Origin of the sequence: Nitrospira tepida, assembly GCF_947241125.1 — a bacterium.
GTDB classification, from domain to species: Bacteria; Nitrospirota; Nitrospiria; order Nitrospirales; family Nitrospiraceae; genus Nitrospira_G; species Nitrospira_G tepida.
Window position 1 is genome coordinate 2,192,522 of sequence record NZ_OX365700.1, and the last position, 18,794, is coordinate 2,211,315.

General features: G+C 58.6%; 22 protein-coding genes and 1 pseudogene. 10 read left to right on the forward strand and 13 right to left on the reverse strand.

What is annotated here, in order from left to right; translation table 11 throughout:
* Window positions 1-233: 233 nt before the first annotated feature.
* The 6 genes from QWI75_RS10335 (at window position 234) to QWI75_RS10360 (ending at window position 7,218) form a co-directional block, all read left to right on the forward strand.
* Complete coding sequence (locus QWI75_RS10335) at window positions 234-1,820, forward strand: sigma-54-dependent Fis family transcriptional regulator (protein ID WP_289271644.1); 1,587 nt, start codon at window positions 234-236, stop codon at window positions 1,818-1,820.
* Between the two features lie 34 nt (window positions 1,821-1,854).
* A complete protein-coding gene (locus tag QWI75_RS10340; RefSeq protein WP_213041734.1) occupies window positions 1,855-2,166 on the forward strand; it encodes a hypothetical protein in 312 nt (103 codons plus the stop codon).
* A 165-nt stretch (window positions 2,167-2,331) separates the two neighbouring features.
* Complete coding sequence (locus QWI75_RS10345; protein WP_213041733.1) at window positions 2,332-3,693, forward strand: hypothetical protein; 1,362 nt, start codon at window positions 2,332-2,334, stop codon at window positions 3,691-3,693.
* Between the two features lie 294 nt (window positions 3,694-3,987).
* On the forward strand, window positions 3,988-4,764 hold the full coding sequence (locus QWI75_RS10350; RefSeq protein WP_213041732.1) for a TVP38/TMEM64 family protein: 777 nt from the start codon (window positions 3,988-3,990) through the stop codon (window positions 4,762-4,764).
* 76 nt (window positions 4,765-4,840) lie between these two features.
* Complete coding sequence (locus QWI75_RS10355) at window positions 4,841-6,394, forward strand: mercuric reductase (RefSeq protein ID WP_213041731.1); 1,554 nt, start codon at window positions 4,841-4,843, stop codon at window positions 6,392-6,394.
* 56 nt (window positions 6,395-6,450) lie between these two features.
* A complete protein-coding gene (locus QWI75_RS10360; RefSeq protein WP_246507530.1) occupies window positions 6,451-7,218 on the forward strand; it encodes a DUF3047 domain-containing protein in 768 nt (255 codons plus the stop codon).
* 28 nt (window positions 7,219-7,246) lie between these two features.
* Here the strand turns inward: QWI75_RS10360 and QWI75_RS10365 are convergent, their stop codons facing one another.
* The 13 genes and pseudogenes from QWI75_RS10365 to QWI75_RS10425 all read right to left on the reverse strand — a co-directional run bounded on the left by QWI75_RS10365 (window position 7,247) and on the right by QWI75_RS10425 (window position 15,994).
* Complete coding sequence (locus QWI75_RS10365; protein WP_289268527.1) at window positions 7,247-7,732, reverse strand: c-type cytochrome; 486 nt, start codon at window positions 7,730-7,732, stop codon at window positions 7,247-7,249.
* Window positions 7,733-7,790: 58 nt separating this feature from the next.
* Complete coding sequence (gene soxC / locus QWI75_RS10370; RefSeq protein ID WP_213041729.1) at window positions 7,791-9,053, reverse strand: sulfite dehydrogenase; 1,263 nt, start codon at window positions 9,051-9,053, stop codon at window positions 7,791-7,793.
* A gap of 108 nt (window positions 9,054-9,161) precedes the next feature.
* Window positions 9,162-9,695 (reverse strand): DoxX family protein, encoded by a 534-nt coding sequence (locus QWI75_RS10375; RefSeq protein WP_213041728.1) that lies wholly within the window; start codon window positions 9,693-9,695, stop codon window positions 9,162-9,164.
* Complete coding sequence (locus QWI75_RS10380; RefSeq protein WP_213041727.1) at window positions 9,692-10,468, reverse strand: HvfC/BufC family peptide modification chaperone; 777 nt, start codon at window positions 10,466-10,468, stop codon at window positions 9,692-9,694. Before QWI75_RS10380 ends, QWI75_RS10375 begins: the two co-directional genes overlap by 4 nt.
* Window positions 10,452-11,297 (reverse strand): MNIO family bufferin maturase, encoded by an 846-nt coding sequence (gene bufB, locus QWI75_RS10385; RefSeq protein WP_213041726.1) that lies wholly within the window; start codon window positions 11,295-11,297, stop codon window positions 10,452-10,454. The genes QWI75_RS10380 and bufB overlap by 17 nt, the downstream gene beginning before the upstream one ends.
* Window positions 11,298-11,308: 11 nt before the next feature.
* Window positions 11,309-11,644 carry a BufA1 family periplasmic bufferin-type metallophore gene (locus QWI75_RS10390; RefSeq protein WP_246507528.1) on the reverse strand — a complete coding sequence of 112 codons (336 nt, stop codon included), beginning with the start codon at window positions 11,642-11,644 and terminating at the stop codon, window positions 11,309-11,311.
* 357 nt (window positions 11,645-12,001) lie between these two features.
* Complete coding sequence (locus tag QWI75_RS10395) at window positions 12,002-12,127, reverse strand: hypothetical protein (protein ID WP_281412671.1); 126 nt, start codon at window positions 12,125-12,127, stop codon at window positions 12,002-12,004.
* A gap of 354 nt (window positions 12,128-12,481) precedes the next feature.
* A complete protein-coding gene (locus tag QWI75_RS10400) occupies window positions 12,482-12,892 on the reverse strand; it encodes a hypothetical protein (protein WP_213041725.1) in 411 nt (136 codons plus the stop codon).
* Between the two features lie 136 nt (window positions 12,893-13,028).
* Complete coding sequence (locus QWI75_RS10405; RefSeq protein ID WP_213041724.1) at window positions 13,029-13,604, reverse strand: carboxymuconolactone decarboxylase family protein; 576 nt, start codon at window positions 13,602-13,604, stop codon at window positions 13,029-13,031.
* A gap of 52 nt (window positions 13,605-13,656) precedes the next feature.
* Window positions 13,657-13,877: pseudogene (locus QWI75_RS22805) on the reverse strand (tautomerase family protein).
* Window positions 13,878-13,993: 116 nt separating this feature from the next.
* The gene (locus QWI75_RS10415; protein WP_213041722.1) at window positions 13,994-14,980 is read right to left on the reverse strand and encodes a M48 family metallopeptidase; all 987 of its coding nucleotides are present in this window, start codon (window positions 14,978-14,980) and stop codon (window positions 13,994-13,996) included.
* Window positions 14,977-15,438, reverse strand: coding sequence for a CBS domain-containing protein (locus QWI75_RS10420; RefSeq protein ID WP_213041721.1), 462 nt, complete (start codon window positions 15,436-15,438; stop codon window positions 14,977-14,979). Before QWI75_RS10420 ends, QWI75_RS10415 begins: the two co-directional genes overlap by 4 nt.
* Before the next feature lie 343 nt (window positions 15,439-15,781).
* Window positions 15,782-15,994 carry a hypothetical protein gene (locus tag QWI75_RS10425; protein ID WP_213041720.1) on the reverse strand — a complete coding sequence of 71 codons (213 nt, stop codon included), beginning with the start codon at window positions 15,992-15,994 and terminating at the stop codon, window positions 15,782-15,784.
* 255 nt (window positions 15,995-16,249) lie between these two features.
* Between QWI75_RS10425 and QWI75_RS10430 the strand changes: the two genes are divergently transcribed.
* The 4 genes from QWI75_RS10430 to QWI75_RS10445 all read left to right on the forward strand — a co-directional run bounded on the left by QWI75_RS10430 (window position 16,250) and on the right by QWI75_RS10445 (window position 18,777).
* Window positions 16,250-16,606: a DsrE family protein gene (locus tag QWI75_RS10430; RefSeq protein WP_213041719.1), complete on the forward strand. Its 357-nt coding sequence runs from the start codon at window positions 16,250-16,252 to the stop codon at window positions 16,604-16,606.
* Window positions 16,607-16,689: 83 nt separating this feature from the next.
* On the forward strand, window positions 16,690-17,469 hold the full coding sequence (locus QWI75_RS10435; protein WP_213041718.1) for a hypothetical protein: 780 nt from the start codon (window positions 16,690-16,692) through the stop codon (window positions 17,467-17,469).
* A 195-nt stretch (window positions 17,470-17,664) separates the two neighbouring features.
* On the forward strand, window positions 17,665-18,081 hold the full coding sequence (locus QWI75_RS10440) for a hypothetical protein (protein WP_213041717.1): 417 nt from the start codon (window positions 17,665-17,667) through the stop codon (window positions 18,079-18,081).
* 66 nt (window positions 18,082-18,147) lie between these two features.
* Entirely contained in the window at window positions 18,148-18,777 is a 630-nt protein-coding gene (locus QWI75_RS10445; protein ID WP_289268528.1) for a hypothetical protein, read from the forward strand.
* Window positions 18,778-18,794: the final 17 nt, after the last annotated feature.

Consider the following 18,794-nt stretch of genomic DNA (forward strand, 5'->3'; position numbering starts at 1 on the left):
TCCTTTGTGAGTGGATCTGATTCGTTGCACCAGCGTTCGATAGCCCTCGTGTGAGCAGAAGACGTGCCTGATCGGCACTGATTAATAAGGTATTGAAAAAACATGACTTAAATGGATTTTGCTCGACTGACAGCCGCTACGACTAATCGTAATATACGAATAGTCGTTGCATGTTGGCATGAGATCTCGTAGCCTGTAAAAAATCTATGGACCCCAACAAACTCCCTCATGTGATGGTTTCCACCGCTCAACAACGTGGGCTTGATGCGGTGCTGCGCACGATTACCGACGGCATCGCGCAATGCCCGAATACGGTATTGACGCGGATTTGGCTCACGACGCCAAATGAACTCTGTACGGTCTGCCGTGAGCGGAAGGATGTCTCCGACAACAGTCGGTGGTTGCACCTCGTCGCCAGCGCGGGAGTGTCGCGCGATCCGCAGGCCGACTACGGCCGCTTGGACGGCTCGTTTCATCGGTTTCCCCTTGGCGAGCGCAAGATCGGGCGCGTGGCCACGAGCGGTGAGCCGCTCCGGCTGGCCGGGCTTCGCGGTGACGAGGAGTGGATCGCGGACCCTGACTGGTTCGCGCGTGAGGGAGTCCGGACCTTCGCGGCGCAACCCTTGATCTTCCGGGAGGAGGTCCTCGGAGTGCTGGCGCTCTTCGACCGCGGCTTGCTCAACGAGCAAGCCTTCGAGTGGCTCCGCATGTTCGCCGACTACGCAGCGGTAAGCATTGCAAACGCCAAGGCGTTCGATGAGATCGCCCTGCTGCGTGCCCGGCTGGAAGAGGAGAACCTCTACCTGCGTGAAGAGGTCACCGCCGCGTTGGGGATGGAGGAATTCGTCGGAGAGAGCCAGTCGCTCCAGCACGTCCTCCGTCAAGTGCAGTTGGTCGCGCCCACCGACGCGGCAGTGCTCGTCACGGGAGAGAGTGGGACGGGGAAAGAACTGGTCGCGCGCGCGATTCATGACCGGAGCCGGCGGCGAGACCGGGCCCTGATCAAGGTGAACTGCAGCGCCGTGCCGGACCAATTGTTTGAAAGCGAATTCTTCGGACATGTAAAGGGATCCTTCACCGGAGCCCTCGCCGATCGGCCCGGTCGCTTCGAACTGGCCGACGGCGGCACGCTCTTTCTCGACGAGATCGGGGAGGTGCCCGTGGCGATGCAGGCGAAGCTGTTACGGGTCCTGCAAGAGGGCGAGTTCGAGCGTGTCGGCGACACGCGGACGCGGAGGGTGGACGTGCGGATCGTCGCGGCGACGAATCGCGACTTGAAGCGGGAGGTCGAAGCCGGCCGTTTTCGAGAGGATCTGTTTTACCGTCTCAGCGTGTTTCCCATCCACATCCCACCGCTCCGTGAACGCCGGGAAGACATTCCGCAGCTCGCGCTGCATTTCATCGCGCAGAGCGCGAAACGGCTCAATCGCCGTGCCCCCCGAGTCACACAAGCGGTGTTGAACCAGCTTGCCGCGCATGACTGGCCCGGAAACGTGCGGGAGCTCCAGAATGTCGTCGAGCGCGCGGTGATCCTTTCACAAGGAGGGCCGCTGCGTGTCCATCTTCACCCGTCGCAACCGCGCGAGACGCGGGCACTGTCTCGCGACATGCCGTCGCGAGCACAACTTCTGACGCGAGAAGAGCTCAAACGCCAGGAGCGGGAGAGCATCATTCAGGCGCTGCGGACGAGCGAGGGCCGGATCTTCGGCGCACAGGGCGCCGCCGCGCTGCTGGGCATGAAACCGACCACACTGGCCTCGCGGATCAAGGCGCTGGGGATCCAAAGGGCCAAGCTGCGGGATGCCGATCTGCCCGGTTGACAGGTTTCTTCGCCTGGGAGTAGCGTTTCAGCTTATGGACCGGCTCATCGATCGACGCCAGCGGCTGCTGTTCTGGACCGTCGGCCTGGCCTATGTGTCGCTGACGGTGTGGATGCACGTCTGGGCGTTGGAGGCCGGCCTTCCGCTTCCGGGCGAGCCCAAGACCCCGCACCATCAAGTCTGCACCTGGATCGGAACAAGCGGCGAAGCCGGTTCTGTCGTCTACCTTGACATCATTCGCCCGATTCCAATCGTCTTCTACAATCCGGTGAGCCTGTCACAGACTCCTGTCCTGCCGGTTTTTTCAGAAACGGTACGCGCTCGCGCTCCTCCGATACTGTCCTAACCTTCCACAGTAGCCATTTCATAATTGCACTGTACCCTGGGGGACGGCTCCGGTCCAAGGCGGCTGAGTTCTCGCCGCGCCTTCTCCTGTGCTGAGAGAGGCGGCGCCTATGCACCATGCAGACCTGCGTCGGGCAGTCTCCGCATCTCTGAAAGGAACTAGACCATGTCTTCAACTATCATGAAGCGATGGGGGCTCGTGCTGTCAAGCGCAGTTATCCTCATTGCCGTCGTCGGAGCAATCTGGTTTCAGGTCCGTTACCACACGGCACCAGTACAAACTGTCGGTCTCACGACATTCAGTGACGCAGCGTACCAGGAGGATCCGGAGACACGAAGCGCGGTCTTCGCGAACTATCCTCACCGAAGCCTCATCATCGAACAGACCCGCGATACTCACTTTCACTTCCGCATCGAGCCGGCCTCGGAGCAGGCCACCGCCATCGAACTGATCGGTGTAGACCTTGCGCACCTCGTTGCCGCCGTTCCGCCCTGGGTCAAAACCGATCCAGATCTGACGAAAATCGGCCTGATCGATCGCGAATGGAACCGACAGCAGGTCCGGTTTGACCGATCTTCATCCCAGGTCCATGTCCGCGAGGGAGGAGACGGGTTCGAGCAGCGGGCGTTGAGCCGCATCGATCTCGCCCGCAATTGTTTGAATGCCGGTCTGTGGGAGCTGTTGCTGTTCACCAATGAGAATGGGGAAGACCGCGTCTATGAGCATCTCTGGTTTACGTTCCCGCTCGGGCTGTACAAGGGCTTATTCGAACGGGTCAATGGCCTCTCATATTGGTCCTACTGGTGGTCCCTCGAACATTGGGTCGATCCGTCAGGGACGCCGATCCGGTTAGATCGGGTGCGGACGGTCGAGCGGGAATGGTCGATTCAGCCGACAGTTCGCTGGGATGAGCCGGTCGCCGTACGAGGCGAGCAAGTCCATAAGCGCAAGAACATTCTGACACCAGTCGCCTCGACCTATCGAGACTGGTACCGTGGGCCGGTGCAGTTCTCGAGCTTCATTCCGCCGGGTCGATACTCCCGGGCTCACGCTCGTGACACTCAATTGCACTATCTCGCAGAGCTGGCTGGGGCCACCGTGCGGCAGGTGAAACTCAACGGAGGATCTCAGTCGCTGTTCGAGATCGAGCTCGAGTTTCGCAGTCATCTGACCGGCGAAGCCACTCGCCTGATTCTCGGCGGGCTCGATGGGACCGCTATTCCCGTTGCGTCTCCGGAGCACTATGACCGTGGCTGGCAGGTTCCCCTCGGTATCGGCAACCCCAGTTTCTTCGAGTCTTACGAGCATGTGGTAAAGGAGCCCCCGGCCGAGCGCACCTTCTACGGATTCCACCTGGATTCGCAAAATCGCTGGCTCGACCATCATGCCATCGGTGTCGATGGTCCTGTGCTCCATTGGGACGCCGATGATCCTACACTGCTTCATCTGTATCTGCTCAGCTACGAGCGGCATACGCTCTTGAATCACTTCATTCTCGTAATACCCAATGATCACGAACGTTCGTAAGCCCTTCGGGCATGGTACGTACCAGCGATCGCAGCCAGGGCATGGTCTGGTACTTTTTCACCATCCAGTCCACTTGGAACACGTCCCGCCGTCCAAAGGCCGGGGGATCCATGTGCCTTACAGATGCCGTGCTTCCCCGGTTCCCTGCCGTCCAGGATTGTGAATTGGCTCACAGAATCTAAACGGGGAGTCGGTTATTGTGGAGTCATGGCGAGAGGAGATTCTTTCAGAGAGCCTGAGTTGCAGCAGAGCCCATGTCCTGTTTCACTCAGCCACACGAAGGGAGTCCGGTCTATGGAAACACGGTGTGCTGACGGATATCAGGAGGAGACAACCCATTCGATCCACGCTGTTCAACCGGGCACCGAACCCGTTACCTCCACCAAGGAGCTTCCTTCAGGCAAGGTGATCATTGCTCTTGTGATCGGGCTGGCCATCGGGGCCTTCTTCTATTTTGATCTCGGACGGTTCTTATCGTTGAACGCCCTGAAGGAAAATCGGGACAATCTGCTGGCGTTTACGGACGTGAATTATGTCGCAGCGGTCGGCATCTTCATTGTGGCCTATGCGATTGTCACCGGCTTGTCGCTTCCGGGTGCGGTCATGCTCACGCTCGCCGGCGGGTTCGTGTTCGGGGCCGTCCCTGGAACGTTGTTCGTGAATCTCGGGGCGACGACCGGCGCGACCCTGGCGTTTCTGACCGCGCGGTATCTGCTACGGGACACAGTGGAACAGAAATTCGGGAAGTCGCTGAGACCGTTCCAAGAAGGCTTTGTCAAGAACGCCTTCAGCTACCTGCTGACTCTTCGACTGATTCCCCTGTTTCCGTTCTTCGTGGTCAACCTCGTATCAGGACTGACTCGCGTGAGCGCCGGAACATATATCGGAGCCACGGCGCTCGGCATCATTCCCGGTTCGTTCGTCTATGCCTATGCAGGACGCCAACTGGGTACCATAAATTCACTGAAGGAGATCGCGTCGCCGAATGTGATCGGGGCCTGTATCCTCTTGGGGCTTCTCGCCCTCGTGCCGGTCGTCTATAAAAGGTTTGCGGCCAAACCAGCGCGATGAAGAGTTCATCGTTTGATGATTGATTCACAACGAAGGGCGCCACGTGATGATGAAGCCTCTCCCAAGGGTCGCTGGAATGAGTGAGCACGATCAGTCATTGGTTCTTCCGAACGACGAGTACAATCAGCAGCTGGTCGCCAATGTGCATCCGCCCGATTGGGTCAATCCCGAGCCGACCGGTCGCTACAACATCGTGGTGATCGGAGCCGGAACGGCGGGCTTGATCACCGCGGTCGTAGCCGCAAGCCTGGGGGCAAAGGTCGCGTTGATTGAAAAGCATCTGATGGGAGGAGACTGTCTCAATGTTGGGTGCGTACCATCAAAAGGTGTGATCCGAGCAGCCAGAGCTTGGACCGATCTACGGAGGGCCACGGAGTTTGGCCTCCATATTCCTCCTGGCGTGCAGTATGACTTCGCCGCCGTCATGGCGCGCATGCGAAAAGTCCGGGCGCGCATCAGCCGGAACGACTCAGTCCATCGGTATACCCAGCTTGGTGTAGACGTCTTTATTGGCAGCGGGCGTTTTCTTAGTCCCGAGACCATCCACGTGGAAGGACCGGCGGGCGATCGGATCCTGGCTTTTGTGAAAGCCGCTGTCTGCACCGGTGCGCGAGCATCGGCACCTCCGGTGCCAGGGCTTCAAGAAGCCGGGTATCTCACGAACGAAACTGTCTTTTCGTTGACGGAGTTGCCGCAACGCATCGGGGTGATCGGAGCCGGTCCCATCGGCTGTGAACTGGCACAGTCGTTCGCCCGCTTTGGGAGCCAAGTCTATCTCATCGAAGCGATGCACGGGATCATGCCGAACGAGGACCGCGATGCGGCTGACATCGTCGAGCAACAGATGGTCCGCGATGGCGTGAACGTGCTGTGCTGCGGAAAGGATCTCACGGTGCAGAAGACCGACGGCGGGAAACGTTTGACCGTCGATTCGCACGGCCGGCACTACGACGTAACGGTCGATGAAATTCTCGTCGGTGTCGGGCGAACGCCGTACGTGGAGGGGATCGGATTGGAGACAGCCGGAGTCGAGTACGACAAGAGCGGGATCAAGGTCAACGCCAGATTGCAGACGACGAACCCAAAGATCTACGCGGCAGGCGATATCTGCTCTCGCTACAAGTTTACGCATGCGGCCGATGCCATGGCTCAAATCATCATCCAGAATGCCTTGTTCCCGCATCCGTTCGGTCTGGGCTATGCCAACGTCGATTCCTTGGTCATGCCCTGGTGCACCTTCACCGAGCCGGAAGTGGCTCATGTCGGCATGTATGAGAGAGAGGCCAAGGAGAAGGGCCTTGAGGTGGAAACCTATACCTACAAGCTGGATGAAGTCGATCGAGCGATTCTAGACGGGGAAGACGAAGGGTTTGCGAGGATTCACGTCGAAAAGGGAACCGATACGATCCTCGGTGCCACGATCGTGGCCAACCATGCCGGTGATATGATCAGCGAATTTTCCGTCGCCATGAAGGCGGGAGCCGGGGCCAAGACGATCGCGGCAACCATCCATCCTTATCCCACGCAAGCTGAAGTGAACAAGAAGGTGGTGAACCTCTGGCGCAAAGCGCATTTCACGCAACGAACCAAGAACCTGTTGATCAAATTGTTTGCCTGGATGCGGCGATAGAGCGGTACATCATGAACAACGATGTTTCACTTGAGAACTTGAAAAGGATGCAGCCTATGGCACCATCTCTATCTTCCGTGATCGTCGGTCTTGCATCGGTCGTGTTGGTGGGAATGATCGTCGGCGATCCGAGCCGGCTACAAGCTCAATCCCCCGCCACCGTAGAAGTGGGTCCATTTTCGACAGCGAATCCGAATGGTCCCTGGCCGGACGGCTGGAAACCGCTCACCTTTCCAAAAATTCCCCAACACACGACGTACAGCCTTGTGCTCGACGGTGATCGCGTCGCCGTCAAGGCAACCAGTCGAGCCTCCTCTTCGGGATACACGAAAGAAATTCTGATCGATCCGAAGGAGTATCCGATCGTCCAGTGGCGATGGAAAGTCTCGAATACCCTAAAGGCCGGCGATGTGACCAGGAAAGAGGGGGACGACTATCCCGCCCGCATCTACGTCACGTTCCAATACGAGAGTGCGAAAGTCGGTCTCTTCGGCAAGGCGAAGTACGAAGCCGCGAAACTCATCTACGGCCGGTACCCCCCGCTCGGCGCCATCAATTACATTTGGGAGAGCCGGGCGCCAGTAGGAACCGCGGTGCCCAACCCGTACACGGAACAGGTGCATATGATTGTGGTGGAAAGCGGATCAGCCAAGCTGAACACCTGGACGACCGAAGAGCGGAACGTCTATGAAGACTACAAACGAGCGTTCGGAGCAGAGCCGCCCATGATTTCCGGTGTCGCCATCATGACGGATACCGACAATACCGGCGAGTCGGCGGAAGCCTATTACGGAGACATTGTCTTCAAGAAGAAGGGAACGTAATTCGGCTAGCGCCGGACGGATAGCTTGGTCATTCGCGCGATTCCACGTCCGGCCGTGGATCGGCGACGAATCCGTCACGATTGGGCATTGTTACGTTGGGCAGCGTCTGCGCGTCGACTACCATAGTTGCCGGAATGATGCCGTTTTGGTGGAGCAGCCACGCGACGAGGCTATAGACTTCGTCCGCCGTGAGCGACTGCGGCGCGGTGAAGGGCATGGCGCGGAAGATGTAGTCGTACAACGTCGTGGCATAGGGCCAGTAGCTGCCGATGGTTTTGACCGGGTGTTCTGTAGCCAGCGAACCGTGGCCGCCGACCAGCCGATCCTTTGGCCCTTCTGTTCCTGTCGGTCCGTGGCAGGCGGCGCACTTGTTTGAATATACGGCTGCTCCTTGCCGTACGGTCCCTCGGCCAGGGGGCAACCCTTCGCCAGTCGGAGTGATATCGATATTCCACGCTTTGATGTCAGCCTCGGTCGCCGGCTGTCCGAATCCGTAGCGGGCTTCTTCTGCCATGGAGATGCCTGGAGGGATTAGGGGCAAGCCCAGCACGAGGAGTATCGACGAGGCCGGATTACATCTCCACATTGGTCACCTTCCCGTCTCCACCCACTTTCCAACTTTGGATGGCATTGTAATGGTACACGGAATTCGTTCCTCTGACCGTAATAAGCGCCGCTCTGCTCGGCTGGATATAGCCGGTCTCATCGATGCAGCGGCTTTGAATAATCGCTTCGTCCCCATGCCAGCGCCAACCGTACCGGAAGCGCGTGTGACAGTAGGGGAGAACCGGTTCTTGTAATTGCGCCGTGCGCCAGGTAAGCCCGCCATCCGCGCTCACCTCGACCTTCGCAATCTTGCCGCGCCCGCTCCAGGCCAGACCGCGGATTTCGACGAACCCCGGCGTGATCTGTTGGCCGCCAGACGGACTGGTGATGACTGACTTTGCTTCCATTACGAAGGTAAACTGCCGGGCTGTGCCGTCCGGCATGAGGTCGGTATAGCGGGAGGTTTCTTCACGAGTCATGAACGGCGCAGTGCCGAGCTTCAACCGCCTGACCCATTTGATGCAGGTGTTCCCTTCCCAACCCGGAATCACCAACCGGAGCGGATAGCCCTGCTCCGGCCTGAGCGCCTCACCGTTTTGCGCGTAGCAGAGCAGCGCATCCTTCACCACCGCCGCCAACGGCAGACTACGGGTCATGGCGGCGGCATCGCTGCCCTCCGCCAACACCCACGCCGCGTCAGGTTTGATGCCGGCCTCAGCCAAGACCGTCGAGAGCGGCACGCCGGTCCATTCGCTCGTGCTCATCAACCCATGGGTCTCTTGAACGGTTGTTCCCGTCGGCCCTTTCCATTCTTTTCCGGAGTTGCCGGAACATTCGATGAACAGGGTTCTGGTGATGGAGGGAAAGCGCGTCAGATCGTTCATCGAAAATGTCAGTGGTCGGTCGACCAGTCCATGAATCAAGAGTCGGTGCCGGTCGGGGTTGATGCTCGGCACTCCGTTATGATGGCGCTCGAAATGCAGTGCGGACGGAGTGATGATGCCGTGCAAGGCGTGATGGGGCGTCAGTGAATGGGTGGCCGTGGGCAGGCGATGGGCGGTTTCTCCCGGTGCGCGTGACCCGTAGGGGCTCGGAGCGTGACCGGGGACAGCGGTGGGATCGAGAGCAGCCAGTTCCTCAGCCGGCAGTAGCGACGGAGCGATTAGGCTTGCAGCAGTGGTCCCAATCGACGAAACTGCGCTCACTAGCCACGCACGGCGATCGACGGTGTCTTCCTCAGGCGGCTCTCGCTCCGAGAAAACCGGCTTCGTTTGATCGGGTGAACTCATGAGCCCCCAGTTGTCATGACCGCCTTCCTACACGTCAGTGTGACCTCTTTGGCCGGCCTGAGGCAAGTTTTTCGAAGACGAAGCGTTGCACATGCCTACATGTCCACCCTACGCACTACGAGGAACAGCTTGCTTCGCAATCGCTTCGTCGGCACCGTTCATCGTTTGTCTTCGTCGAACCAGATACTGCAATAGCGCATCAACGGAGAGCAGCCCTGGTCCGTGCAGGACGAAATACAAGAACAGGATCCCCCAATAGAACGCCTCTTGCAGCGCGGCTTCGGACAATTGTCCGTACGAGATTGACGCGACGATATTCAGCCCGAAGAGCGAGAGGGCGGCCCACCGACCCGCCAGGCCGATGGCCAGCAGGAACGAGCCGCTCAATTCGACGGCGGTGGCCAGGTAGGCGGCGATCTCCGGCGGCAACAGAGGCACATCGTAGACCATGGTGAAGAGCATCACGGTCGACATCCAGCTAGAGAGCTTGACCATGCCGCCTTTCCAAAAAATGTGAGCCAAATACAGGCGGACAGACAGGTCGAACAGCGGGAGTAAGGCCTCCAGTCCCCAGATCAACCGACGGTAGGCTGGAGCCGCACTCATGACTGCGCGCGTCAACAAGCCAGTCTCGTGTGTCATGAGGGTGCCTCCACGGAAACTCCGGCGAGCACGTTCAAATCTATGATGGAAGCCATGAACCGAGTGAAGTCGAACTCCGGGTCGGTTTCCGTCGCCAAGTGCTCGACCTCGGCCACGGTCTTCCGGTCGAGCATGGCTTCGAGCAATCGGTAGTCGAGGTCGGCGAGAGCCGCTACATGGATCCTCCCTTCGGCCCTGGTGACCAGGATGCCCGTGTCCTCTTCCGGCAGCGGCAGATCGACCGCGATGTCTGTCGGGGCGTCCGGCTGCAATGCCAGCCACACGCGATGTACCGGCAAGGAGCAACGCAGCAGCCGCACTGTCGCGTTCAGACGGAACGTCACGCGCGATGGGTCAGCGGAGGCAATGGCATCTAGTTGAGCGTGGGGGAGGGGCAGGGAATCGGCGCCCTGATACACTTCGTGGCAGGTCCATTCCAATCGCGCCAGTTCGACCAGCAGACAGGGAACCTGTAGTTCGAGCAGCAGCACCGGAAGATGCCGCCCGTACGAAAACAGATCGCCGCTCATCGACGGGTATCTTTTGACATAGCCTCGCGCGAGGAGGTTGAAATACCGGGGACCGACAAACCGGCGTAGAATGGGAAAGGTGACGCTGAGCACCTGCGTGTAGTTGGTACGGATCAGGCGGCGATAGAGCGCCACATTTCGTAGAGCTGAGCCTCCTGGCACGATCGCTTCCGCCACGACGGCGTATTGTCCCTCGATCATGCCTTTGGCAAATGCCTGTTGGATCTCATGAAGCCGCAACATGGCAGCCTCCAAGAATCGCGCTCGCCTGCTTGGCCTGATCAACCAGGACAGAGAGTGGCGGCATGTTGGTATCCCACTCGATCAACGTCGGGCGCGGTCCAAAATGATGAATCGCCCACTGGTACAGGCCCCAGATTTCCGGATAGACCGCCTCGCCATGGGTATCGATGAGCCACCGCCCGAAGCGATCGAAACCTGCCAGATGGATTTCCCAGACCGTCTCGGCCGGAATGGCGTCCAAGAACTCAAAGGGGTCCAGGTGAAAATTGACCGCGTTGACATAGACGTTGTTGAGATCGAGCAGAATGCCGCAGCCCGTCCGCCTGGCTGTCTCGGCCATGAACTCACCTTCCGGGATCGTGGATTCACGCCATGTCAGATACCGGGTGATGTTTTCGATCAGGAGGGGCCGTTGCAGGACGTTCTGGACCTCGTCGATCCGTGAACAGACATGGTTCAGGCTTTCTTCGGTAGAGGGCAAGGGGAGCAGCTCGTTGAGGAACCGACCGTCGACGGAACTCCACGAGAGGTGCTCCGACACGAGTGCCGGGTCGAATCGATCGACCAGAGCTTTGAGTTTCCGGAGATGGAGACGGTCGATCGGATCGGTCGAGCCCAGCGACAGGCCGACCCCGTGGAAACTCAGGGGGTAGTGAGCCCTGATGCGTTCGAGGTTCCGGAGTGGCGCGCCGCCGTCACCGAAATAGTTTTCCGGATGAGTTTCCATCCAGGCGACCGGTGGGAATTCCTCCAGGATCTCCCGAAAGTGTTGTGAGCGAAGTCCGATCCCGGCGCAGGCCGGGATCGGAGCGTCGATGTGCGTCGTCATTGCGCCGCGTCCTACATCTTTTTCATCATCATCTCTTTCATCTTCGCCAGATCGTCTTTCGTGATGGCCAGCACGGTGCCATTCGCGATCTTTCCACACAGACCTTTCGGCAAGAACACATAGGAATCGGGCTCATTGTCCTTCTTGGCCATGCCCACACAGGAGTGGAGGCTGGTCTTGACCGCGCAATCGTTCATCCCAGCCTTGGCCACACCGCCGCAGGCCTCCCAGCCGGCGGGCAACTCCGGGACTTTCGGAGCGGCAGCCATCGCCTGCGATCCTGCCAGGCTGAATGCAACGAGCAGCGCGGAGTGAATCATGGCGTTCTTCTTCGTGTTGGCGTTCATGGGAAGTCTCCTTTGTTAGGTTGAACGATCTTCGGAATGACGCTCGTGACTGAACATCGATGCATCGCGACGGATTCAGGACTCGATCATGTGGACCCCTCCCTTCTCTGGCGTGGACCATCTCGTTGGCTTCTCTCCTCGTGTTCCTACGCTTGGATTGTGTCGTTGGATCTTAGCTCCCGTATGGCCTAGCCGCTGTGAGGCAGCTTACAGTCGCCTGCTGGAATTCCAGCCGTTGTTTTGGCTTCCAGAAAGCACGACAGGGCACCGATCGTTCAGCCGTGATCCGGCCCGCCTCGGACAGTGGGACATACCAAGCGGTGAGTGGTTCGAGTGGACGATCGAGCGAAGCGCCGGCTATCCCAGAAGCCAGTAGGCCGCTCCGCCGACCACCAGCATGACCATCATGACGAGCATCATTTGTTCGTGCCCGCACATTCCGTGTTTCTGCGTGCATCCCTGCATACTGCACATCATCGACATGGTCTGACCCTCCTTTGTGATAGTGAGAGATAAGTTGCTCCGCTTTCGCTCTTCGAGAGAGCAGGAAAACATTGAGCTGCCTCGATATGTTTATGCGCACCCTACCATCCACCACATGAGAAGGCTGTGAGCCGCCTTACAGTTGCGGTCGATGTCGGAGAGGAGCAAACCGCAAGCAGGGGGGATCTTCATCCGCTACTTACGCCCAGGCCAATCTGATACATATCCCGCCTATCGCCCCCACCGAGCGGGCCGCACCGCCATGCCAGTTGGCACACCCGTGGACTGCTCTATACTTCTCTTAGCGATGTGACAAACGATGGCGTGAATAGTGAGGCGACCAGGTGATCGACGTCAGCGGGGTACTCTTTTCGATGACAGGAATTTCCACACATCAACAATATCGAATAGCAATGACGCCCCAATACACAGGGAGAGCACGACGAGGTATGCATGGAACTCGCCTTGGGCATGGCGAACTTGGACAAGGATATACGCCAATAATGGAATCCAGAACACATGACCGAATCCGAGTATCCGTTCGAACCCAAATTTGGCATATAGGGTCATCATCAGTATGGCCGACATCAGAAACGTTACAAAAATGACCTTCGCCAGGAGTTCGCTCCAGAACGCAAGGCTGGCCATATTCACGATCATCAGCGCGAAGACCCAGATCGGAACCCAGGTGGGTTGTTTCAGGAGATCGCCGGCAAACAGGAGAGGAATCCGCCACACGTTCTGACCCCATCTTGACCGGCTCATGTCTGTCTCCCTCCTCCGACAAGGTTCGCCGCGTTCGGGAGCGCGGTCGCAACCGTCACTGAAATGGATCCGTGCAGTCCCACGCCTATGCCGGCGTGGGACTCCCTCTCAATCGTTCTGTACCTCGCCAAGAAGTTCACGTCGTCAAACAACTGGTGCAGCCCTCCTTGGGGCTCCAGGCCTGCGACGCGAACTGTCGATCGAGCTGCGTATGGGCGATGTGATTCAGATAGTTGCTCAAGGTTTTGAGAGCCACAATCGTCAGCACGTCTAACAGATGCCGCTGTCCGTATCCCGCCGCTGCAAAGTGCTCCAGATCATCTTCCGGCACCCACCCGCGATGACGCATGACGGACAGCACCAGCGTACGAAGCGCATTGAGCTTCCGGTCGGAGAGCGGTCGTTGCTCTCGCAGCCCTGCAAGAATGTCCTCGGGCGTGCGGACCATCTGGGCCACCGTGGAGTGGGCACCTACGCAGTAGGCACAGTCGTTCGTAGTACTGACGGTCAAGGCCACCACCTGCTGTTCCACCGGAGAGAGCGCACTCTGCTCAAGGGCCTTGTTGATGGCCGCATAGGCTTGCACCGCCGTCGGCGACTCGGCGAGTACCCCGAATAAATTCGGAAGAAATCCGTACTTCTTTGCGGTGGCTTCGACCGTTGCGCGCGACGCCTCCGGAGCCGTCTCCTTCGTATGGACCTGAAACTTCATGGTGATCCTCCTTCTTCGAATGTGTGATCTTGTGTTGCTTGATGCTCTCACGTTAGCGGCCCTGCGTGGCCATGTTCTTCAGAGCCTCGGTCGTGACGGGTGTCCCGCCGACGCCCCAGTCCCCCGAGGGAACTCCTTCGATGATGACCCAGGTCACGGACCGCAACCCTTCTCCTTCAACTGACACGATCCGTCCGTGACCTTGCGGATCAGTTCGGCCTTCTGCTCCGCGCTGAGATACCCGCTGAGCCCTTTTAATTGTGCGAGTGGCATGCGTTCACCTCCCTTCTGTATCGAGATAACAACCTTGTTCTGGACTGATCGGTCCAGACTAAGGCGCAATAGCTATCACGCTTGAGCTGTCACTAATTCCTCCAAAGAGCTCGCCTTCACTCCTCTATCTGTTGTGTAGACATGCGAGCTGTGTTCGAAAGGCTACTCACTTGAGGCATCGGTCCGATCAACGGTCGATAGGGAATTGGCGGCGGTTGGATGGATCCACCACCAGGGACGTGGTAGTGTTGCAAGGCTTCGGGGAGCCAGGCTTCGATCTGATTGATCCGGGTCACATCGGAGGGATGCGTGGAGAGAAACTCGGGAATGGCATGTTGCGATCGAAAGCAGAGTTTTCCGATCATCTGTTTGGGGCACCCGTTCATCCGTTCCCAGAACGGCACCGCTTCGCGCGGGTCATAGCCCGCTTGTGCCATCAACCGCAGGCCGATGTAATCCGCCTCCGATTCCTGTTTCCGATTGAAGGGCAGCGACACGTTGACACCGTATGCCCCTAACAACCCCTGAATCGCCGCTCCGCTCGAGTGGCCTGACGCGGCAGCCCCCAGGGCTCCGAGCTGGGCAATCTGATCGAGGATGCTGCGACTCATGCGTTCCACCCCATGGCGCTGCAGCGCATGGGCCACTTCGTGCCCCATCACAGTGGCGAGCCCCGCCTCGTTCTTGGTGTGCTTCAGAATGCCGGTGAAGACCGCCACCTTGCCGCCGGGCAGCGCGAAGGCATTGATCATCTGGTCCTCTTCGATGACCGCAAATTCCCACTGATACTCGGGTTTGTTGGCGGCCTTGGCGATCCGCTGTCCAACCCGTTGGACCATGTCATTGATCCCGGCGTTTTCGGACAGCCGCGCTTGCCGCAACACTTCCCGGTAGGCGCTCAGTCCAAATTGCAGTTCTTTTTCCTCCGAGAAGAAAATCAGTTGGTCACGCGCGGTACCCGGGGCGCGGTAGCAGGCAGACAGACCTCCTAGGAGACTCAGCGCGGTGCAGAAACCGAACGCCGCTTTCGCGCCGAGGTACAGTAACGACCGGCGGTTCATGAACTTCTCAGAAGGCTGAATCCTTCCCTCTCCTCTGGTCATGGCTCTGCTTCACAACCTCCGCGCGCAAAGAAGAGTCCTCGGTGAATGTCGCCGATACTGACCATGCCGACGAGCTTGCCATGGTCGGCGACCGGGATGCGCCGGAAGTTCTTGAGCCCCATATACGAAGCGGCCTCGAGGATGGGCGTCTCCGGCGAAACGGTCAGCGGATTAGGCACCATGATCTCCTCGGCCTTCTTCGCCAGCACCTCGGGATAGTTCTGCTCCATTTCCAGAAAGTCCCGACTGTGCACCGCGTCATGAATGTAGTCGCCGTAGTTGGGATACATCGGCAACATCACGTCGCGCAGGGTCACGATGCCGAGCAATTCATGATTGCCGTTCACGATTGGAATCGCCCCGCAATGCCGGCTCAACATTTTGATGACGATCTCCCGCACGCAGTCCGTCGGTGCACCCGTCACCACTCCGGTGGACATGACCTCATGGATTCGCATGGGAGCCTCCCTTCTGTCCGTTAAGAGTGTTCAGTGGCCGCCGGGTCTGCAGGCGCAACAGTCCGTGCATCGTCGATCCAAGCAGGCCCGCTCCGATGATCCAGATGGTATTGCGCCCGGCACGTTTCGCAGCGAACCAGCCAGAGACAGCCGTCCGGGTAGTAATCACATTGGAGCATCGGCTCCAGGTCATGACGGCCACAAGTTGGACAGGGCAGTTGGTGGAGTTGGATTCGAAGGGCCATTACCGGTTCGTCTTGACGTGTCATGGCACATCTCCTTCCTCGATCAACCTTCAATCAGTCGTGGGAAGGGCATGATCGCTTCGATTATGCTTCTCGCCTTATGCCGCCACGAGTCTTGGCATCGGAGGGCTGTAGACCGTGGGCGGTTCGACCGTCTCGGATGAACACCGTCTATTAGCGAGAATCGTCTTGTCGACCACATCGCCGCAGAGCAGGCAACGATAGCCGTCCACACTGAGATCGCCGCTTGTCCCTCGCAGATCACAAATCTGCTCGCTGACCATCAGGCCATTGCATCGTTCGCAGGTCATGACGCACCTCCTCGTGAGTGATCGGTGTGTTTGCATCTTGAGCGTGATCCTAGCGGCTGAGACGACCTCGTTCTGTAAGGCACCTCACCGCTTGCAGAAAAACACGGAGAATTCGTTTTGTAAGCTAGGCTACAGATGGGCCTGGGCTGTGCGCGGTAGAGTGCGAGGTCGTGGCGGCATGATGCCGCCTCCGCACTGGTCGCAGGCGGCGATTCTTCTCATCTCTCACATACTGGCTTCTGAAAGGAGTGCACCATGTCCAAAGTCGCGATTGTCGTGTTGGCCGACACGGAAACACACGAAGGGTTAGGCCGTGTGGTGAATGCCCTGGAATCCGTCAAGGAGTTCAAGGACGGTCATGACGACGTTCAGCTCATCTTCGACGGCGCCGGGCCCAAGTGGATTCCCGAGTTGGAAAAGCCCGATCACAAGCTGCACGGGCTCTACAATGCGGTGAAAGATCGGATCGGCGGGGCCTGCGAGTTCTGCGCGGGAGCATTTGGCGTGAAGGACAAAGTGGTTGCATGCGGGGTGAAGCTGGCAGGGGAGTACGACGGACATCCCAGCTTCAAAAAGCTGGTGGCGCAAGGCTATCAGGTCATTACGTTCTAGCCGACGGGTGCCGCGGACACTCGACCGGTAAAGTCAAGCCGCCGGGTGGGTGTCCGCCCACGAGCGAGAGGAGGGCGGTAGCCATGGCTCCGACATCTTGGATGACTCTGCAGATGGGAATGACGGTCGTCGTTGTCCTGGCTGGTTGTGCGACCGCCTCGCCACCGAGCCGAATGAACCAGTATGTCGGCACGCATCCGGTTCCGACACTGGAATCGCTGAACCCGCTTTCCGACCGCAAGGGCCGGACCGGCCTCCTCGTAATCGCCGATCAGACGGCTGAAGGAGCCGCACCGGTATTGCCGGACGAAGCGCAGACTCGACTCACGGAGCAGCTGAAGGAACGACTCGGTCAGTCACTTCCGCTCACGGTCGAGACGCTCCTGCCAGCCGAAGGCGTACAGCCAAGGGGCGATCTCAGTCCATTGCTCGAATTGGCACAGTCGCATGACGTGAACTATCTTTTGGTCGTTGTGGCTTCCGCCATGGAGCAAGAATATCCGCAAACCGTCTTCCTGGGGTGGCATTCGCACAGCCAGCCTGGCTTGCGACGGGACAACTGGTCGCTGCTTGAGGCCGCGCTGATCGACGTCAAGACAGGAGCGGTGCTGCTGCGCGGGGAAGGCCGGAGCATGGCCACGCTGGATCGCCCGATGGCCCCGGGCATCAACCAATGGTATCCCGTCATCTGGTTTCGCCCCGCCGGCCCTGATGGGCGACCCTGGTGGCCGCCAACCTATGAAGGTGCACCGAATACGCTTCGGGTGGTGACCATGAACGATGCCGCGAAGCGGCTGACTTTGGACCTGCAACGCACCTGGTTGGAGTTTCGTCATCAAGACTTTGTGTCGTCAAGAGAATAGGTCCCATGCCAATGCCTGAGTGAGTACAATAATCGCGCGCGATTCCCATTGAACGACAACTACTCCCCTGCACTGTCGAATATGGCAATTCGGCTTGTAGCGCAGCATTCGTTGGTTACAATGGAAGAGCGCATGGGTTCGGGTATGAGTCGGAGACATTCTCCCCACAGGGGGCATGCGATTCGAGATACCAACATGATGCGGGAGAGCATTCAGGTGTGTGTGTCAATAGGCATGCTGCTTGGTCTGATGTTGGCGGGCGTTGCGGATGCCGCTGAGTTTGACACACCAGATCCACTAGGGGCCTTTGTGTATGCCGAGTATGCGCTGGGTGATGATTACTTCATCAACGGCGTGCAAGACACATTTCTGTTTCGCTGCAACCTGGCGCAGGACTTGGAGTCATTTGAAGGCGTGGCGTTCTCGGAGATCTCCATATGGGGCAATCGGACCGGCCCGTGGGAAGTGTTCAAGAAGCAACCCGACGGCAGATACGCATATCTGAGGACGACGCATTACCCGACAGTAGCTTGCCTTGAGTGGTGCCGATCCAAAGACTACCTGTCGTCTGGGCAATGCTTGTGGAAGCGCGGCTGGCCGCAGGTGCGGTAGGGGATCGTTGTCTTGCCACACCATATGATCGCTTCGCCTGGGCGGTTCTTCCTCAAGATTATCGTGATGACGACGATCTGGAACATCGCGCTAGTCTCGTGCAGTCAAGCCACGCAGAAACTCGACGAGGCTGTTTTGTATGAACCTCATTTCAAGCTGAAGGTCGTTCGGTACTATGAGAACCTTCCGCTCCACTATACCGGCGAAGTGTTTCGCGTCCAGTGCGCGTCGGAGCATACAGCAAACTCTCCGGGCCACAAGACCCAGGACCCAGGTTGGCGTACATTAGGGAACGGGGGCGCCATCGGATCCAAGAATGCCGCAGAACTGGTCGAGCGCGAGCGCCACAACTATCTGGTGGTCGATGAGCAGACGCTGGTCTGGATTGGGAATGGTGTGAGTGTGAGCTTCGATGCGTGCGGACAGTTTCGAGCGTGGTATCCCACGTCTCTCCCTGAGGAGTTGATCGATCCGGTTGTGAAACCCGATTTTTGTGCTCCTAAAGGAAAAGCTGACTGCCGCCACTACAATTTCCAGGGGGATCGCGCCCCGCATTTTGAAGACATTCAGGTGTCCCGGCAGGGTGCCATCTCCTTCACCGTACGGTCGAAGGCCTTTCGGGGTGAACGGATCGTTCGTGTCCACAGCACCGATTTCGGCCGGACATGGACATTCACTTCAATAGCTTCCCAATAATCACACAGTTCCTTGTC

Bases quoted from the DNA above. Each gene is read 5' to 3' on its own strand.
- QWI75_RS10380 (WP_213041727.1), bottom strand. From the start codon at position 10,468: ATGTTGCGGCTTCATGAGATCCAACAGGCATTTGCCAAAGGCATGATC.
- QWI75_RS10355 (WP_213041731.1), top strand. From the start codon at position 4,841: ATGAGTGAGCACGATCAGTCATTGGTTCTTCCGAACGACGAGTACAAT.
- QWI75_RS10350 (WP_213041732.1), top strand. From the start codon at position 3,988: ATGGAAACACGGTGTGCTGACGGATATCAGGAGGAGACAACCCATTCG.
- QWI75_RS10430 (WP_213041719.1), top strand. From the start codon at position 16,250: ATGTCCAAAGTCGCGATTGTCGTGTTGGCCGACACGGAAACACACGAA.
- QWI75_RS10395 (WP_281412671.1), bottom strand. From the start codon at position 12,127: ATGTCGATGATGTGCAGTATGCAGGGATGCACGCAGAAACACGGAATG.
- QWI75_RS10390 (WP_246507528.1), bottom strand. From the start codon at position 11,644: ATGAACGCCAACACGAAGAAGAACGCCATGATTCACTCCGCGCTGCTC.
- QWI75_RS10365 (WP_289268527.1), bottom strand. From the start codon at position 7,732: ATGGCAGAAGAAGCCCGCTACGGATTCGGACAGCCGGCGACCGAGGCT.
- QWI75_RS10340 (WP_213041734.1), top strand. From the start codon at position 1,855: ATGGACCGGCTCATCGATCGACGCCAGCGGCTGCTGTTCTGGACCGTC.
- bufB (WP_213041726.1), bottom strand. From the start codon at position 11,297: ATGACGACGCACATCGACGCTCCGATCCCGGCCTGCGCCGGGATCGGA.
- QWI75_RS10345 (WP_213041733.1), top strand. From the start codon at position 2,332: ATGTCTTCAACTATCATGAAGCGATGGGGGCTCGTGCTGTCAAGCGCA.
- QWI75_RS10440 (WP_213041717.1), top strand. From the start codon at position 17,665: ATGATGCGGGAGAGCATTCAGGTGTGTGTGTCAATAGGCATGCTGCTT.
- QWI75_RS10445 (WP_289268528.1), top strand. From the start codon at position 18,148: ATGACGACGATCTGGAACATCGCGCTAGTCTCGTGCAGTCAAGCCACG.
- QWI75_RS10375 (WP_213041728.1), bottom strand. From the start codon at position 9,695: ATGACACACGAGACTGGCTTGTTGACGCGCGCAGTCATGAGTGCGGCT.
- QWI75_RS10335 (WP_289271644.1), top strand. From the start codon at position 234: ATGGTTTCCACCGCTCAACAACGTGGGCTTGATGCGGTGCTGCGCACG.
- soxC (WP_213041729.1), bottom strand. From the start codon at position 9,053: ATGAGTTCACCCGATCAAACGAAGCCGGTTTTCTCGGAGCGAGAGCCG.
- QWI75_RS10405 (WP_213041724.1), bottom strand. From the start codon at position 13,604: ATGAAGTTTCAGGTCCATACGAAGGAGACGGCTCCGGAGGCGTCGCGC.
- QWI75_RS10420 (WP_213041721.1), bottom strand. From the start codon at position 15,438: ATGCGAATCCATGAGGTCATGTCCACCGGAGTGGTGACGGGTGCACCG.
- QWI75_RS10400 (WP_213041725.1), bottom strand. From the start codon at position 12,892: ATGAGCCGGTCAAGATGGGGTCAGAACGTGTGGCGGATTCCTCTCCTG.
- QWI75_RS10425 (WP_213041720.1), bottom strand. From the start codon at position 15,994: ATGACCTGCGAACGATGCAATGGCCTGATGGTCAGCGAGCAGATTTGT.
- QWI75_RS10360 (WP_246507530.1), top strand. From the start codon at position 6,451: ATGGCACCATCTCTATCTTCCGTGATCGTCGGTCTTGCATCGGTCGTG.
- QWI75_RS10415 (WP_213041722.1), bottom strand. From the start codon at position 14,980: ATGACCAGAGGAGAGGGAAGGATTCAGCCTTCTGAGAAGTTCATGAAC.
- QWI75_RS10435 (WP_213041718.1), top strand. From the start codon at position 16,690: ATGGCTCCGACATCTTGGATGACTCTGCAGATGGGAATGACGGTCGTC.